The following is a 16946-nucleotide window of genomic DNA, read 5'->3' as shown; positions in this document are numbered from 1 at the left end:
GTGGAAACCGTCTATAAATATGCGCTGGTCGTCATGCTGTTCGTGGTGTTGTTCAACCTCGGCCAGGCGCTGTACTTCATGATGACCGACAGGGGGGACAGCAAGCGCACCGTGTGGGCGCTGACCCGGCGTATCGGCCTGTCCGTGCTGCTGATCCTGATGGTGATGTTCGGTATCTGGATGGGCTGGCTGCACCCGCACGGCGTCAACCGCTGACGTCGTCGATCCCGGATTGTAGCGGGAGGCGGCGGCGCACATCGCGCGATGCGGCGATGCGTCCGGCCTCCCGGGCAAGCAAAAGCCCGCCTTTCGGCGGGCTTTTGCGTATCCGCAGCGGACGCGGCTCAGAGGATATAGACGAACATGAACAGGCCGAGCCAGACCACGTCGACGAAGTGCCAGTACCACGCCACCGCCTCGAAGCCGAAGTGGTGCTCCTTGTTGAAATGGCCCTTCGCCACGCGCAACCAGATCACCGCCAGCATGATGGTGCCCAGCGTCACGTGCATGCCGTGGAAGCCGGTGAGCATGAAGAAGGTCGAGCCGTACACGCCCGAGTGCAGCGTCAGGTTGAGCTCCCTGTAGGCCTCCATGTACTCGTGCGCCTGGCAGTAGAGGAACGTCGCGCCGAGCAGCACCGTGAGGCCGAGGAACACCAGCACCTTGCCGCGGTGGGCGGACTTGAGCGCATGGTGCGCGATGGTCACCGTCACGCTGGAGCTGAGCAGGACCAGCGTATTGAGCAGCGGCAGCCCCCACGCACCGACCGTCTGGAAGTGGCCGCCGATCGCCTGCGGGCCATTGCCACCGGCCGCGCCCCAGCCGCCGGTATACGACGGGTAGAGGAACTGGTTGGTCAGCACGCCGTGGCCTTCGCCGCCGAGCCACGGCACCGCAAACATGCGCGCGTAGAACAGCGCGCCGAAGAAGGCGCCGAAGAACATCACCTCGGAGAAGATGAACCACAGCATGCCCAGGCGGAACGAGCGGTCCACCTGGCTGTTGTAGTTACCGGCGAGCGACTCGCGAATCACCGAACGGAACCATCCGAAGAACATGCCCAGCACGCCGAGGATGCCGACGGTGAGCACGGTCTTGCCGAAACCGGTGTCACCCGGCTGGGCACTGAGCCAGTGGCTGGCGCCGAACATGGTGACGAACATCACCACGGCGGCGACGATCGGCCACGAGCTCTTGGTTGGAACGAAGTAAGCGTCTTGCTGCTGACCCATCGTGAAGATTCCCGTGGATATCTCTTTCTGACATCGACCCCGCCATGCCACGCAGGGAACTGCTCTGTTTCGCGCCGGCCCGCATCGCGCGTCGGCGTTATCGCACCATCTGGAACAGCGACAGCGCAAAGATCGCCAGCGCCACGCTGCCCATGATCAGCGCGGTGCGCCTGGCGGCGCGGCGACGCGTTTCCATCATGGCCTGCGGCGATTCGTGCATGTCGGCTGCCCCGTCAAGCCACCGCCTGCGCGGTGGCGTGCAACTTTATCAGTGGTCGGTATGGCCGTGCGCCAGTTCGTCGTCGTTGATGACCGGCGGCACCTCGAAGGAATGGAACGGAGGCGGCGACGGCAACGTCCACTCCAGGCCCTTGGCTCCCTCCCACACGCGGTCGGTGGCCTTCTTCTTGGAGCCCCACACCGTATGGATGATGACTCCCACGAAGATGATCTGCGACGCGCCGAACAGGAAGCCGCCGATCGAGCTGATCATGTTGAAGTTGGCGAACGCAACGTTGTAGTCGGGGATGCGCCGCGGCATGCCGGCCAGGCCCAGGAAGTGCTGCGGGAAGAACAGCACGTTGACCCAGATCACCGAGTTCCAGAAATGGATCTTGCCCCAGGTCTCGGAATACATCCGGCCGGTCCACTTGGGCAGCCAGTAGTAGGTGGCGGCAATGATCGCGAACACCGCGCCGGTCACCAGCACGTAGTGGAAATGGGCCACCACGAAGTAGGTGTCCTGGTACTGGAAGTCGGCCGGCGCCAGCGCCAGCATCAGGCCGGAGAAGCCGCCGATGGTGAACAGGATGACGAAGGCGATGGCGAACAGCATCGGCGTCTCGAACGTCATCGAGCCGCCCCACATGGTGCTCACCCAGTTGAACACCTTCACGCCGGTCGGCACCGCGATCAGCATCGTGGCGTACATGAAGAAGATTTCGGCACCCAGCGGCAGGCCGACGGCGAACATGTGGTGCGCCCACACGATGAACGACAGGAAGGCGATCGAGGCGATCGCGAACACCATCGCCTTGTAGCCGAAGATCGGCTTGCGGGCGAAGGTCGGGATGATCTCCGAGATGATCCCGAACGCCGGCAGGATCATGATGTACACCTCGGGGTGCCCGAAGAACCAGAAGATGTGCTGGTACAGCACCGGGTCACCGCCGCCGGCGGCATTGAAGAAGCTGGTGCCGAAATACTTGTCGGTCAGCAGCATGGTCACCGCGCCGGCCAGCACCGGCATCACCGCGATCAGCAGGAAGGCGGTGATCAGCCAGCTCCAGACGAACACCGGCATCTTCAGCAGGTCCATGCCCGGCGCGCGCATGTTGAGGATCGTGGCGATGATGTTGATCGCGCCCATGATCGAGCTGATGCCCATCAGGTGGATCGCGAACACCATCTGCGCCACCGAACCGCCCTGCAGCGCCAGCGGCGGATACATCGTCCAGCCACCGGCCGGGGCGCCGCCCGCGGTGAACAGCGTGGACAGCAGCAGCGCGAAGGCGAACGGCATGATCCAGAACGACAGGTTGTTCATGCGCGGCAGCGCCATGTCCGGCGCGCCGATCATCAGCGGGATCATCCAATTGCCCAGGCCCACGAAGGCCGGCATCACCGCGCCGAAGATCATCACCAGCGCATGCATGGTGGTCATCTGGTTGAAGAAGTACGGCTGCACCAGCTGCAGGCCCGGCTTGAACAACTCGGCGCGGATCACCATCGCGAAGCTGCCGCCGATGAAGAACATCACCAGCGCGAACACCAGGTACAGCGTGCCGATGTCCTTGTGGTTGGTGGACATGAACCAGCGCGTGAAGAAATTCGACGGCGCGCCGTGATGGTCGTCGTGGTGGTCGTGGGTGGCTGTGTGGGCCATGGCCTTGAACCTCTGCCTGATGCGTAATGGCGTGGGACCGCCGGAAGGCGGTCCTCCGGAAAATCAGCCCTGGTTGCCCGGGGCGGGAGTCTTGACCTGCGTGGTGGCCGGTGCGGCGGCGGGCGCCGCCGGCTTCGGCGCGTTGGCTGCCTGCTGCTGCGCCAGCCACTGCTCGAACTCGGCCTTCGGCAGCGCCTTGACCACGATCGGCATGAAGCCGTGGTCCTGGCCGCACAGCTCGGCGCACTGGCCGCGATAGATGCCCGGCTCCTTGATGTTTGTCCAGGCGGCATTGACGATGCCCGGGATGGCATCCATCTTCCAGCCCAGCGCCGGCACCCACCACGAATGGATCACGTCGCCGGCGGTGATGACGAAGCGGATCTTGGTGCCCACCGGCACCACCAGCGGCTTGTCGACGTCGAGCAGGTAGGTGTTCTCGCCGTTCACCTGCACCGCCTTCGGATCCATGCCCGAATCCAGCTGGCGGGTCTCGTTGCTGAGGTCGTCGAGCTTGGACATGAAGCCGACCTTGTCGATCGCCTTGCCCTTGTAGTCGACGTAGTCGTAGCGCCACTTCCACTGGTAGCCGGTGACCTTGACGGTCATCTGCGAGCCGGTGGTGTTCGCGAACGAGGTCAGGCCGCCGGTGGCCAGGTAGGCGAGCACGACCAGGATGATCACCGGGATCGTCGTCCACACCACTTCGAGCATGGTGTTGTGCGACCACTTCTCGGCCACCGCCCCGCGCGATTTGCGGAAGCGGAACATCGCGATGAACATCGCGCCGAACACCAGGATGCCGATCGCCACGCACACGCCGAGCGACACGTTGTTGAGGAAATAGGCTTCCGGCGACCATTCGCTGGCGCCGCGCGTCATGTTGAGCTGCCATTCCTTCGGGTTGGCCGTCGCCGCGCCGCCGAACAGGGCGAGCGCGCCGGCGAGGCCGGCCAGCACCGCGCGCTTGATACCGTGAGGCTTGATGCCGCCAGATGTCATGTCTTGCACCTTTGTTGAACCTACCTGCACCACGGACCCTTGAGCTCGGCCAGCAGCACCATGAGTTTCCTCGACAGCTCGGCGCGCTCCCCGTCCGCGAGAAAGGCTCCGATCTCCAGCTCGCGACCATGCGATGACAGCACCAGCCGCTGGCGGCCCTGTCCCGGGGCCAGCTTCACCCGCACCCAGTGGGACTGGAACCGGATGCATCGTCGCCCCGGCAGCACCCGCACCTCCAGCGACGTTTCGTCGAGGGTGATGCGCTCGCCGCGGTCTCCTGCCCGCCAGGCGGCGCTGAGGGCCACAGCCACGACCACGGATTCAACCAAGGCGAACAGCGGAGCAAACACGTTCCCCTGCCACGCACCCAGACCGGCGGTTGTCAGCGCCAGCACTGCCAGCACCATGATCAGTCGACGCAGTCCGTGTCGGCTCAGCATGCGATTGGGGCGAAGCCACAGTGCGCACGGCAGACCATCGGCAGCAGGTCGAAGCACGATCATGGGGATCCGGCGTGCCTGGAACGATGGAATGATAGGCCGCACCCGCGCACTGGGCAACAATGACGCAGGCGCATGATCGGGATCAGGGCGTCGCGCAGCCCTTTGCGATATGCGTGACCGCGCCATTCGTGAGGCTTTCCGCGGACTACGCAGACAACATGCCATCACCCGCGACGGATCACTTGCGACACTTTGCCCGGGCGTCGCGACGTTGTATCGCACCCCGATCGTGGTGCCGCCCGACGATCGCCGCCATACCCGTCCGCACGTCGGATCCGATGGTTGGGTGCCGGCTGGGGGCCGCGTACAATGCGCGGCTTGCCCGCCCCCACCCGCACCCGCACCCGCCCGGATCCCACCCGTGACCGACGTCATCCTGAGTCCCGAACTCCCGCCGAGTGTCGCGCCGGCGCGTGCGCGCATCACCGCCGCGTGGCTGCGCGACGAGACCGAGGCCGTGCTCGACCTGCTCGACCAGGCCAGCCTGCCGAGCGAGGAGCGCGAGCAGGTGGTCGACCGCGCCGCCGCGCTGGTCACCCGCGTGCGGGCGCGCGCCAAGGACCAGAGCGTGGTCGAGTCCTTCATGCGCCAGTACGATCTGTCCAGCGAGGAAGGCGTACTGCTGATGTGCGTGGCCGAGGCGCTGCTGCGCATCCCCGACACGCGCACCGCCGACATGCTGATCCGCGACAAGCTCGGCGACGCCAACTGGCGCAAGCACCTGGGCCGCAGCGAGTCGCTGCTGGTCAACGCCTCCACCTGGGGCCTGCTGCTCACCGGCCAGCTGGTGAACCTGGCCGACGGCACGCGCAACGATTTCACCGGCGCGCTGCGCCGGCTGGTGGCGCGCATCGGCGAACCGACCATCCGCGGCGCGGTGCGCCAGGCGATGCGCATCATGGGTCACCAGTTCGTGATGGGGCAGACCATCGACGAGGCGCTGGACCGCTCGACGAAAAAGGAGAACGCGGCCTACCGCTACTCCTTCGACATGCTCGGCGAGGCCGCGCTCACCGCCGCCGACGCCGAGCGCTACCAGCAGGCCTACCGCGACGCGATCGCCGCGCTCGGCCGGCGCGGACCGTTCGCCAGCCACACCGAGGCGCCGTCGATCTCGGTCAAGCTCTCCGCGCTGTTCCCGCGCTACGAGCTGGCGCAGCGCGAGCGCGCCCGCAGGGCGCTGGTCGAGAAGCTGCTGGAACTGGCCCGGCTGTCGATGCAGGCCGGCATCGCGCTGTCGGTCGATGCCGAGGAGGCCGACCGGCTGGAGCTGTCGCTGGACATCCTCGGCGACGTCTTCGCGCACCCGTCGCTGGAGGGCTGGAACGGTCTGGGCATCGTGGTGCAGGCCTACGCCAAGCGCACCCCGTTCGTGATCGACTGGCTGGTCGAGATGGCCTTGGCGCACGACCGCCGCTGGTACGTGCGGCTGGTCAAGGGCGCCTACTGGGATGCCGAGATCAAGAAGGCGCAGGAGCAGGGCCTGTCCGGCTATCCGGTGTACACGCGCAAGCCGAACACCGACGTGTCGTATCTGGCCTGCGCGCGGCGCCTGTTCGCCGCCGGCAGCCACCTGGTCTACCCGCAGTTTGCCACGCACAACGCGCACACCATCGCCGCCGTGCACCACCTCGCGCAGGGCCGGCCGTTCGAGTTCCAGCGCCTGCACGGCATGGGCACCGACCTCTACGCCGAGGTCATCGGCCCGAAGGATTTCAACGTGCCCTGCCGCGTCTACGCGCCGGTGGGCACGCATGAGGATCTGCTGCCCTACCTGGTGCGCCGCCTGCTGGAGAACGGCGCCAACACCAGCTTCGTCAACCGCGTGGTGGACGAGGACATGCCGGCCCGCGAGCTGGTGGCCGACCCGTGCGAGACAGTGCGTGCGTTCGATTCCATCCCCCATCCGCGCATCCCGCTGCCGGCCAATCTCTACGGTGAACTTCGGAAGAATTCCATGGGCGTCAACTTTGCCAACGACAATGAACTGGCCGCACTCGCCGAGGCGGTGAACGCCCATACCGGCCCGTGGACCGCCGGTCCGCTGGTGCCCGGCGCCGCGAGCAAGGGCGCGCTGGTCGAGGTGACCAACCCGGCCGATCGCCGCCAATGCATCGGCAGCTACCTCACCGCCGACGACGCCACGGTGGAACGCGCGCTGGCCAACGCGCACGCCGCGCGCGAGCGCTGGAACAACCTGCCGGTGGCCAACCGCGCGGCGATGCTCGAGTACGCCGCCGAGCAGATGGAAGCGCGCCGCGGCGAATTCATCGCGCTGTGCGTGCGCGAGGCCGGCAAGACCCTGCCCGACGCGATCGCCGAGATCCGCGAAGCGGCCGACTTCCTGCGCTACTACGCCACCATGGCGCGGCGCCTGTTCGCCGAGCCGGAAGTGCTGCCCGGCCCCACCGGCGAGAGCAACCGGCTGTTCCTGCAGGGTCGTGGCGTGTTCGTCGGCATCAGCCCGTGGAACTTCCCGCTGGCGATCTTCGTCGGCCAGGTCAGCGCCGCGCTGGCGGCGGGCAACCCGGTGATCGCCAAGCCGGCCGAGCAGACCAGCCTGATCGGCTACCTCGCCACGCGCCTGCTGCACGAGGCCGGCGTGCCGGAGGACGTGCTGCAGTTCGTGCCGGGCGACGGCGCCACCGTCGGCGCCGCGCTGACCCGCGACCCGCGCGTGGCCGGCGTGGTGTTCACCGGCTCCACCGAGACGGCCTGGGCGATCAACCGCGCGCTAGCCGCGCGCAATGCGCAGATCGCCGCGCTGATCGCCGAGACCGGCGGCCAGAACGCGATGATCGCCGACTCCTCCGCGCTGCCCGAGCAGATCGTCAAGGACGTGATCGCCTCGGCGTTCCAGTCCGCCGGCCAGCGCTGCTCGGCCGCGCGCGTGCTGTACGTGCAGGACGACATCGCCGACAAGGTGATCGCGATGCTGGCCGGCGCCATGAACGAACTGAAAGTCGGCGACCCCGGCCTGCTCTCCACCGACGTCGGCCCGGTGATCGACGAGGACGCCAGGGCGATTCTGGTCGAGCACACCGCACGCATGGACACCGAGGCGAAGAAGATCGGCGAGGTGCCGATGGATGCGACAGCCACGGCGCACGGCACGTTCTTCGCGCCGCGCGCCTATGAAATCCCCTCGCTGTCGGTGCTCACCCGCGAGATCTTCGGCCCGGTGCTGCACGTGATCCGCTGGAAGGCCAGCGAGCTCGACCAGGTGATCGGCGCGATCAACGCCACCGGCTACGGGCTGACGCTGGGCATCCACAGCCGCATCGACGCCACCATCGACTACATCAGCCGCCACGCGCGGGTGGGCAACTGCTACGTCAACCGCAACCAGATCGGTGCGGTGGTCGGCGTGCAGCCGTTCGGCGGCGAAGGCCTCTCCGGCACCGGCCCCAAGGCGGGCGGCCCGCACTACCTGCTGCGCTTCGCCGGCGAGCGCACGCTCACCATCAACACCACCGCGGCCGGCGGCAACGCCTCGCTGCTGACCATCGGCGAGTAGGCCCGGTCACGCGCCTCCCGTGGCGCTGTGCCACCATCGCCGGACGTTTTCGACCCAGATGCGTGCGGGGATCACCATGACTCCAGCCAGCGACCTCTCCGACCTGCTCGCGCGCCAGCGCGAGGCGCATGGCCGCGACCCGATGCCGGGGTGGCCCGCCCGGGCCGCGCGACTGCGCGCGCTCGATGCGCTGATCCGCCAGCACCGCGGCGAGATCGCCGAGGCGATCCATGCCGATTTCGGCTGCCGGCCGCGCGAGGAAACCGACCTGCTGGAGGTATTCCCCAGCCTCTCGGCGATCCGCCACGCGCTGGCGCACGGCCGGCGCTGGATGCGCCCGCGGCGGCGGCTGGCCGACCTGGCGTTCCTGCCGGCGCGCACCGAACTGCGGCCACAGCCGCTGGGCGTGGTGGGCATCATCGTGCCGTGGAACTACCCGCTCTACCTGGCCGTCGGCCCGCTGGTGGACGCGCTGGCCGCCGGCAACCGCGTCATGGTGAAGATGAGCGAGTACACGCCGCGCTTCTCGGCACTGTTCGCCGGGCTGGTCGCACGGCATTTCAAGCCGGACGAGGTGGCGGTGGTCAATGGCGATGCCGGCGTGGCGCAGGCATTCTCCGCGCTGCCGTTCGACCACCTGCTGTTCACCGGCTCCACCGCGGTGGGTCGGCACGTGATGCGAGCGGCCGCGGCCAACCTCACCCCGGTGACGCTGGAACTGGGCGGCAAGTCGCCGGCGATCGTCGGGCCGAACGCGGACTTCCCGCGCGCGGTGGAGCGCATCGTGTTCGGCAAGCTGGTCAACGCCGGGCAGACCTGCATCGCGCCCGACTACGTGCTGCTGCCGCGCAACCGCGTGGGCGACTTCACCGCCGCCGCCCGCACCGCGGTGGCGCGCTTCTACCCGGACATCGGCCGCAATGACCAGTACGCCAGCATCATCTCCGGGCGCCAGCACGATCGCCTGCTCGGCCTGCGCGACCAGGCGATCGCCGCCGGCGCGCGTGCCGAGGTGCTGGGCCATGGCAGCGATCCCCGGCAGCCACGGCGGCTGCTACCGACCTTGCTCACCGGCGTGCGCGACGACATGGCGGTGATGCAGGAGGAGATCTTCGGCCCGCTGCTGCCGGTGGTGACCTACGACACGCTCGACGACGCGATCGCCTACGTCTCGGCGCGACCGCACCCGCTCGCGCTGTACCTGTTCGAACGCGACCGCGGCGCGATCGAGAAGGTGCTCGCGCGCACCATCGCCGGGGGCGTGACGGTGAATGACACGCTGTACCACATCGCCCAGCACCACCTGCCGTTCGGCGGAGTCGGACCGTCCGGCAGCGGCGGCTATCACGGCGAGGCCGGCTTCCGCACGTTCTCACACCTCAAGCCGGTGTTCCGCCAGGCCCGCCTCAACGGCACGGGGCTGCTCAACCCGCCCTACGGTGCGCGTTTCCGCCGGCTGCTCGAGCTGCTCCTGCAGCGCGGCTGATTTCCGTAATCTCCCAGCGCAAAAAATCCTCCCCGCTCGCGCGGGGAGGATTTCTGTTTTTCTGCAGCAGCGAAGGCTCAGAACTTGTAGACCGCCGACAGGCTGAGCAGGTTGCCGTAATCGTTGAACTTGCCGGTGACCACGTCGCCGGTCGAGCTGGTGCTGTTGATGTGCGCCTGATTGACGAAGATGTGCGCGTAGGAAGCGTTGATCTCGAAGTGCTCGCTCGCCTTGTAGCCGATGCCCACGGTGGCCAGCTTGCGGGTGGAGTCGGGCACGCGCACGTCGCGCACGGCATTGTAGGTCGGCGAGGTGTCCACCGCGACGCCGGCGCGCAGGGTGACCTTGTCGTTGAGGTAGTAGTCGCCACCGACCGAGGCGTAGATCGTGTTGCGCCAGTTGTACTCCTCGACGCTGTCCGGCTGGCCCGGGTTGCCGTACTTCACGCGCAGCTCCTTGAACACGTCCCACTTGGTCCAGGCCAGGTCGATGCCCAGGCCGAACTTCTCCGCCTGGTGCCAGTAGCTGGCGCTGACCACGGCGGGCGTGGTGAAGTCGGCGGTGCCGGTGGTGTGGGCGAATGGCGGGATGCTCGAGGCCAGCGCGGGGTTGGTGAGCAGCAGGTCATAGCCGGCGGTGGTGGTGAAGTTGCCGGTGCCGCTGAGCTTGTGGCTGATCTTGGAGCGGTAGTTCAGCGCGAACTTGTCGTTCGGCGTGAGCTTCCACAAGCCGCCGACCTGGTAGCCGTAGCCCCAGTCGTCGCCCTTGATGCGGGCATAGCCGTCGACGCCCGGCGGGGTCAGCGCCGCCACGCCGGCGGCCTGGGCCTGGCCCTGCTGCATGGCGGCCTGGATCATCGCCGCACCCTGCGCGGGCGGAATCTGACCGGCGGCGATGGCCGCCTGGATCTGCGCCACGCCCGCGGCAGTCTGCGCGCCGATGCCCTGCTGCACCTGCAGGCCGACGGCGTTGAAGTTGACGGCGCTGGTCAGCTCGGCCGAGGTGCGCTGCGCAATGGCGCTCACGCCCAGGGCGAAGGTGTCCGACACGTCGTAGGACGCCGAGAAGGTGGCATCGAGCGACTGGAACTTGGACTTGATGCCGTTGTAGCGGCCGACCCAGTCACGGTCGTATTCGGTCTGGAAACCGAACGGCACCGAGAAGCCGAAGCCCAGGTGCACCTTGTCCGACACCTTGGTGGCGAAGAACAGCGCGGGCACCGGCAGCGTGGTGCCGGCATCGCCGCCGTTGCCGCCGCTGATCGGGCGGCCGAGCACGTCGTGCGCGCTGCCGTGGAACTTGGCGCTGAAATTGATGGCGGTCACGTCCGCCTGGAAATACGTACCATCCAGCTCGCTCATCGCGGCGGGATTGTTCGCCACCACCGAGACGTCGCCGCCGGCGGTCGCCGAGCCGGCATAGGCACGGCCCAGGCCCTTGGCGCTGTTCTCCTTGAGCTGGAACGCGCTGGCGTCGGCAGCGTTCGGCGCCACCAGCGCACCGGCAATGGCCAGGCTCAGCGCGGCGAACGCGAGCGGGCGGACGGTGGCCTTGAAGGGACGGATGGACATCTGCATCGGTGGCTCCTGCTGTTCGTGTATGCGGCTCGGGACGAGTGGCGGGAACAGCCGGCGTGCCATTTTCATACGCGCGTTTGATGTCCCCGCGTGGCACTGTGCCGACTGATCCGCGACCAATGCAAGTGCGGTTGCAGCAAATTCCTAACATCTGGTGGCGAGCCGCGCCGTCGTCGTCTCCGGCACGAGGATGGCCGGGCATGCGCTGATAAGCTCCGCCGATCGAAAAGCGCCGGTTAACGCCGGGTTACCGTCTGCTTCTTCTCCAATTTCTATACTCGCCCCATGACCGAACCTAAATTGCGTCGCCGCCCGCCCCCCTTGCTGCAAGCTCTGGCCTGGTTCATTCCCGGATGGGTCGCCGTCGCAATCGCCGCCAGCAGCACGCATCCGCTGGTGCTGATCCCGCTGCTGCTGGCCAATGCGCTCACCATGGCAGCGGTCTGCCACGCCATCGGCTTCGATCCGGAGCCGCGCTTCAGTCGCACCGTGCTGCGCCGGGGCGCGGCACATCTGGTGATGTTCAGCACCTACGTGGCGGTGGTGTTCGTGCTGATCGCCTGGCCGCTGCTGCACCTGAGCCAGGCGCCGAGTCTGAGCGGGGTGCTGCTGCTGGCCGCGGCGCTGGTGATCGCGCTGGTGCTGCTGTGGCGGCTGTGGCCGGCATTCGGGCTGGTGTTCGTGTGGGACGACGCGTACCCGGCGCAAAGTGATGGTTCGTGGATCTTCACCGCCGCCGCGCGCAGCATCGCCTTCGGTCGCCACCTGTCGCGCGAGGAGCGCTTCTTCACCCACTTCCTGCCGGCGGCGTTTTCGCTGCTGGTGCTGGCCTTTCTCGCGCTGGCGCTCACCGGCCTGTATGGCGTGCTGCCGCAGGAAATGCGCACCGCGGCGATGGTGGTCTACGGCATCTTGCTGATGCCGCTGGGTTGCCTGGTGATCGCCAACCGCACGCTGCGCGCGCTGCTGTGCGAACGGCGGCAGACCAGCGGTGCGTCGGCGGCTCCCGCGCGTGCCGCGCCGCTGACCGAGGCCGAACGCGCCGCCGGCACGCCGGAGCAGGCCGCCGCACTGCTGGCGGCGATCCGTGAGGCCGACGTGGAACGCGCGCTGACCTTGGTCGAAGCCGGCGCCGATCCCAATACCGCCCCGCCACCGGACGACCGCGACCAGCGCCCGGCCCTGCTGCTGGCCGCCCTGCTGCCGGACACCCGCCTGCTGCGCGCGCTGATCGCCCGCGGCGCCGACCTCAACCACAGCGCCGGCGGCCTCACCGCGCTGCTGGCCGCCACCCGCGACAGCCTGCAAGGACGCGCCGAGGCGGTGATGACGCTGATCTCCAACGGCGCCAATCCGCGGGTCACCGACGCCGAAGGCAACACCGCGCTGCACGGCGCCGTGCTCAGCGACGAACCGGTCGTGGCGGCGATGCTGCTGGACGCCGGCGCCGACCTCAATGCCATCAACCGCGACGGCCTCACCCCGCTGGCCGTCGCCTGCCGCGCCGCCAACTGGCCGCTGGCGAAGTTCCTGCTCGAACGCGGCGCCAAGACCCAGCTGGCCGGCGCCGAGCCGGCGCTGGTCGCCGCCGCCAGCCTCGCCGACGACGACCCCGAGGGCGTCCGCCTGCTGCTCAAGCATCGCGCCGCCATCAACGCCGTCGACACACGCCAGCGCAGCGCCCTGATGACCGCCGCCGCCGAGGGCCACGAGGAGATCGCCCGCGCGCTGCGTGCTGCCGGTGCCGACGTGAACCTGGTCGACCGGCACGGCAGCACCGCGCTGATGGAAGCCGCCCGCGCCGGCGCCGTGGCGATCGTGCAGCTGCTCGCCCAGGCCGGACCGGACGCCGCGGTGCGCGACCAGCACGGTCGCGATGCGCTCACCCTGGCGTGCCAGTCGCCGCACGCGCGCGCCGAGACCGTGCGCGCCCTGCTCGGCCTGGGCGTCGACCCGAAGGCGCCCGGCGGCGATGGCCGCAGCGCGCTCGACCACGCCGCGGCCGCCGGCCGCTGGGACCTGGTCGCCCTGCTCGATCCGGACACGCCGCTGCCGGCCAGCCTCAGCGCGGATGCGCTGGCCGCCGGCGAAGACACGCCCGGCCACCTGCTCGACGCCCTGCGCTTCGGCCACTGGGCGGTAGTTTCCACCTTCAACCAGCGCGCGCGCGCGTGGACACCGGCAGAACTGGCGCGGCTCTACGTCGAACTGAGCGCGCCCGGCCTCGGCGCGGCGCGGCGCTGGCTGCTCGAACACGGCCTGTCCGCCGAAATGCATCTGGAGGGTAGCGACGGCCAGCGCGGCCCGCGCCTGTTCGACGCCCTGCTCGATCGCCTGCCCGCCGCCACCGAGGCGATCGACGACCTGCTCCAGGCTGGCGCCACGCCGGCCGGCGCCGGCCTGCTGGCGCGCGCGCTGAACCATCTGAACGGCGACGCGCAGAGCGTCGGCCTGCCGCTGGCCCTGCTCGAACGCGGCGCCGATCCGTTCGGCCCCGATCAGCGCCAGCGCACCCCGCTGCATCTGGCCGCGGCGCACGGGCAGGTCACGCTGGTCGCCGCCCTGCTGGCGCGTGGCTGCGATCCGAACGCGCGCGACGCCCGCGGCTGCACGCCGCTGTTCGCCGCGCTGGAATGCGGCGCGCGGGCGCCCGAGGTGGTGCGCTCGCTGATCGCGCACGGTGCCGATCCCGAAGCCAGCGACGCCAACGGCGAAACGCCGCTGGGCCTGGCGATGGAACATCCCGAACTCAAGCACTGGCTCGACTGGGACCCGCACTGGCCGCGGCCGGTGCGCAGGCTGCGTGCCGAGGACCTCCCGGCCGCCGCCGCCGCCGGCGCGCTGGTGGCGGTGGAGCGGCTGCTCGAACTGGGCATGCCGGTGGACACGCGCGACGCGCAGGGCGCCACCGCCCTGCTGCATGCCTGTGGTGCGGGCCGGCGCGAGGTGGCGCAGCGCCTGCTCGATGCCGGCGCGGATACTTCGCTCACCGCGCAGAGCGGCATGACCGCGCTGGCCGCCGCCGTCGCCGCCCGCCGCGAGGCGCTGGTCGCCCTGCTTCTGGAACGCGGCGCGGCGGTGGATCTGCGCCTGCCCGGCGAGAGCACCGCGCTGATGGTGGCCGCGGCGATGGGGTATCCGGAGATCGTCGAGCGCCTGCTCGATGCCGGCGCCGAGGTGAACGCCGTCGACGCTTGCGGCCGCAACGCGCTGCACGCCGCGGCGCAGTTCGGCTTCGAGAGCCAGGACAGCCTGCGCGCGCGCCGCCTGTTCGACGCCCTGCTCAAGCGCAACGCCGACGTGAACCACGCCGACGCCGAGGGCAAGACGCCGCTGCTGTTGCTGCTGGGCGCGCAGCTGCGCCCGGGCAGCGACTGCGACGCCACCCACATCGGCGCGCTGGTGCCGGTGCTGCTCGACGCCGGCGCGCGGCTGGAGCACGCCGACCAGCGCGGCGTCACCGCGCTGCACGCCTGCGCCATGCACGCCCTGCTGCCGCCGGCCCGCGTGCTGCTGGCGCGCGGCGCCGACCGCCACGCCGCCGACGGCTTCGGCCGCACCGCGGCCGACGTGGCCCGGCACCTGGGTTACGTCGACATCGCCCACGAGCTGGCCGCGCGCGGCGGTGCGGCGATTCCCAGCGTGCGGCAGACGCTGCGCCAGCCGGCACAGCCGTCCGAATAACCCAGTAACCCAGGCTCGATCGGCAACGCCTGCGGGTGTTGCCGGCGTGATGCCGCCGGCGCTCAGAGGCTGAGAAAAATTCGACCGCCGTAGCGAGAGCGCCGCAGTAGGCGGGCGATTTTTTCTCGCCCTCTCAGTCCGGGTCGGCCGCGGCCACCGGCGCCGCGCTCTGGCGTTCCTGCGCCGCTTCGGGCGCCATGTCGGCATCGAGCAGTTTCTGCAGGTCGCTCAAGGCTTCGAGCGAGGTCTGTACCAGCCGCGTCTCGTCGTCGTAGACCAGGTACTGGGTCTTGAGCAGCTTCTCGTCGTGGCGGCGGAAACGCTCGACCCGGTCCACCGCCTGCCCGTGCGGCATGCCCAGCGCCTCCAGCGTCTTGCGCGTCATCTTCAGACTGGAGTGGAAGGTCTCGCGCACCGGCTCGTCCACGCCCAGGTCCATCAGGCGGAAGGCGTGCTGGCGATTGCGCGCGCGAGCCACCAGCTTGAGGTGGGGAAACTGCCGGCGCACCAGCCGCGCGATGCGCAGGTTGGCCTGTGGGTCGTCGGTGGCCAGCACGAACACCTCGGCCCGGTCCGCCTGCGCCGCGCGCAGCAGGTCCGGCCGCGCCGGGTCGCCGAAGAACAGCGAGGTGTTGGCGAAGCGGCGCAGCGTGTCCATCTGCTCCACCGACGATTCCAGCGCCACGAACGGGATGTTCTGCGCGCGCAGCATGCGCCCCACGATCTGCCCCACGCGGCCGAAGCCGGCGATGATCACCCGCGGCGGCGCGTCCGGCGCGATGGTGTCGTATTCGCGCTCGGGCTTCTTCGCCTGCACGTCGAGCAGCTTCGCCGCCAGCACCACCAGCAGCGGCGTCAGCGCCATCGAGAGCGTGATCGCCAGTACCAGCACGCCGTGCACCGTGGCGCTCACCAGCTGCCGCTCGGCGGCCTGCTTGAGCACCACGAAGGCAAACTCGCCGCCGCACGCCAGCAGCACCGCCAGGCGCAGCGCGTCGTGGCCGTCGAGCCCGCCCAGCGTGCGCCCCAGCGGCCACAGCAGCAGGCCCTTGGCCAGCAGCAGCGCCGCCACCAGGCCGAACACCAGCAGCGGCATGTGCCGCAGCAGGCCCAGATCCATCGACATGCCCACGCTGATGAAGAACAACCCCAGCAGCAGGCCCTTGAACGGCTCGATGTGCGATTCCAGCTCGTGCCGGTATTCCGAATCGGCCAGCAGCACGCCGGCGAGGAAGGCGCCCAGCGTGATCGACACGCCCACCTCATCCATCAGCCACGCGGTGCCCATCACCACCAGCAGCGCGGTGGCGGTGGACACCTCCACCGCGTTGGCCTTGGCGACGAAGCGGAACACCGGCCGCAGCAGGAAGCGCCCGCCCACCATCACCACCACGATGATGCCCACCGTGCGCGCGATGCCCACGAGATCCACGCCGTGGCGGGCGGACGAGGTGGCCAGCAGCGGCACCATCGCGATCAGCGGGATCGCCGCCAGATCCTGGAACAGCAGGATGGAGAACGCCTGCCGCCCGTAGTCCGAGCCGGCCTCCTTGCGCTCGGCGAGAATCTGCAGCCCGAACGCGGTGGACGACAGCGCCAGGCTGCCGCCGACGATCACCGCCGCCTTGCCCGGCAGGTCCACCAGCAGATACGCCACCGCACCGATCACCAGCGCACTGGCGATCACCTGCAGCGCACCGGTGCCGAACACCGAGCGGCGCATCACCCACAGCCGCTGCGGCGACAGCTCCAGGCCGATCACGAACAGCATCAGCACCACGCCGAACTCGGAGATGGTGGCCACGCCGTCGGTGTCGCTGACCAGCCCGAGCAGCTGCGGTCCGATCACCACGCCGGCGCCGAGGTAGCCCAGCACCGCGCCCAGCCGAAAGCGCTTGGTCAGCGGCACGGCGATCACCGTGGCGACCAGGAACACCAGCGCGGTCTGCAGGAAGTGCGGGCTGTCCAAGCGGGGCGCTCCGTGGGGGTCGGCGCGATTATGTCACGCAGCCTTCTGACCACTGTGACCGATGCCATGCCGTGGGCAAATGTGGAATCAT

Annotated in this window: 11 protein-coding genes; 4 read left to right on the top strand and 7 right to left on the bottom strand. The window is 69.2% G+C overall.

Translation table 11 applies throughout. The features are described from left to right. Nucleotides 1–216: a twin transmembrane helix small protein gene (locus tag ACO2Q2_RS08560; protein ID WP_423255345.1), complete on the top strand. Its 216-nt coding sequence runs from the start codon at nt 1–3 to the stop codon at nt 214–216. Between the two features lie 128 nt (nt 217–344). On the opposite strand, the gene ACO2Q2_RS08555 is transcribed toward ACO2Q2_RS08560, so the two are convergent. The 5 genes from ACO2Q2_RS08555 to ACO2Q2_RS08535 all read right to left on the bottom strand — a co-directional run bounded on the left by ACO2Q2_RS08555 (nt 345) and on the right by ACO2Q2_RS08535 (nt 4622). Next, nucleotides 345–1232 (bottom strand): cytochrome c oxidase subunit 3, encoded by an 888-nt coding sequence (locus ACO2Q2_RS08555; protein WP_423255344.1) that lies wholly within the window; start codon nt 1230–1232, stop codon nt 345–347. 97 nt (nt 1233–1329) lie between these two features. Next, complete coding sequence (locus ACO2Q2_RS08550) at nt 1330–1452, bottom strand: hypothetical protein (RefSeq protein WP_423255343.1); 123 nt, start codon at nt 1450–1452, stop codon at nt 1330–1332. Nucleotides 1453–1500: 48 nt separating this feature from the next. Further along, complete coding sequence (gene ctaD, locus ACO2Q2_RS08545; protein WP_423255342.1) at nt 1501–3117, bottom strand: cytochrome c oxidase subunit I; 1617 nt, start codon at nt 3115–3117, stop codon at nt 1501–1503. Between the two features lie 63 nt (nt 3118–3180). Next, the gene (gene coxB / locus ACO2Q2_RS08540) at nt 3181–4119 is read right to left on the bottom strand and encodes a cytochrome c oxidase subunit II (protein ID WP_423255341.1); all 939 of its coding nucleotides are present in this window, start codon (nt 4117–4119) and stop codon (nt 3181–3183) included. Between the two features lie 20 nt (nt 4120–4139). Further along, on the bottom strand, nt 4140–4622 hold the full coding sequence (locus ACO2Q2_RS08535; RefSeq protein WP_423255340.1) for a DUF2244 domain-containing protein: 483 nt from the start codon (nt 4620–4622) through the stop codon (nt 4140–4142). A gap of 361 nt (nt 4623–4983) precedes the next feature. Between ACO2Q2_RS08535 and putA the strand changes: the two genes are divergently transcribed. Together putA and ACO2Q2_RS08525 are read left to right on the top strand one after the other, a co-directional pair. After that, nucleotides 4984–8139 (top strand): bifunctional proline dehydrogenase/L-glutamate gamma-semialdehyde dehydrogenase PutA, encoded by a 3156-nt coding sequence (gene putA, locus ACO2Q2_RS08530; protein WP_423255339.1) that lies wholly within the window; start codon nt 4984–4986, stop codon nt 8137–8139. Nucleotides 8140–8215: 76 nt separating this feature from the next. Continuing rightward, the gene (locus ACO2Q2_RS08525) at nt 8216–9625 is read left to right on the top strand and encodes a coniferyl aldehyde dehydrogenase (RefSeq protein WP_423255338.1); all 1410 of its coding nucleotides are present in this window, start codon (nt 8216–8218) and stop codon (nt 9623–9625) included. A gap of 77 nt (nt 9626–9702) precedes the next feature. On the opposite strand, the gene ACO2Q2_RS08520 is transcribed toward ACO2Q2_RS08525, so the two are convergent. Further along, nucleotides 9703–11202, bottom strand: a complete 1500-nt coding sequence (locus tag ACO2Q2_RS08520) for an OmpP1/FadL family transporter (protein WP_423255337.1) — start codon at nt 11200–11202, stop codon at nt 9703–9705. A 285-nt stretch (nt 11203–11487) separates the two neighbouring features. Between ACO2Q2_RS08520 and ACO2Q2_RS08515 the strand changes: the two genes are divergently transcribed. Beyond that, complete coding sequence (locus ACO2Q2_RS08515; protein ID WP_423255336.1) at nt 11488–14886, top strand: ankyrin repeat domain-containing protein; 3399 nt, start codon at nt 11488–11490, stop codon at nt 14884–14886. 133 nt (nt 14887–15019) lie between these two features. Here ACO2Q2_RS08515 and ACO2Q2_RS08510 read toward each other — a convergent pair whose 3' ends face one another. Continuing rightward, the gene (locus ACO2Q2_RS08510) at nt 15020–16855 is read right to left on the bottom strand and encodes a monovalent cation:proton antiporter-2 (CPA2) family protein (RefSeq protein ID WP_423255335.1); all 1836 of its coding nucleotides are present in this window, start codon (nt 16853–16855) and stop codon (nt 15020–15022) included. Nucleotides 16856–16946: the final 91 nt, after the last annotated feature.

The organism is Dyella sp. KRB-257 (genome assembly GCF_049445995.1).
In the GTDB taxonomy this organism is placed as follows: Bacteria; Pseudomonadota; Gammaproteobacteria; order Xanthomonadales; family Rhodanobacteraceae; genus Dyella_A.
This window is presented reverse-complemented; position numbering and strand designations above follow the sequence as displayed.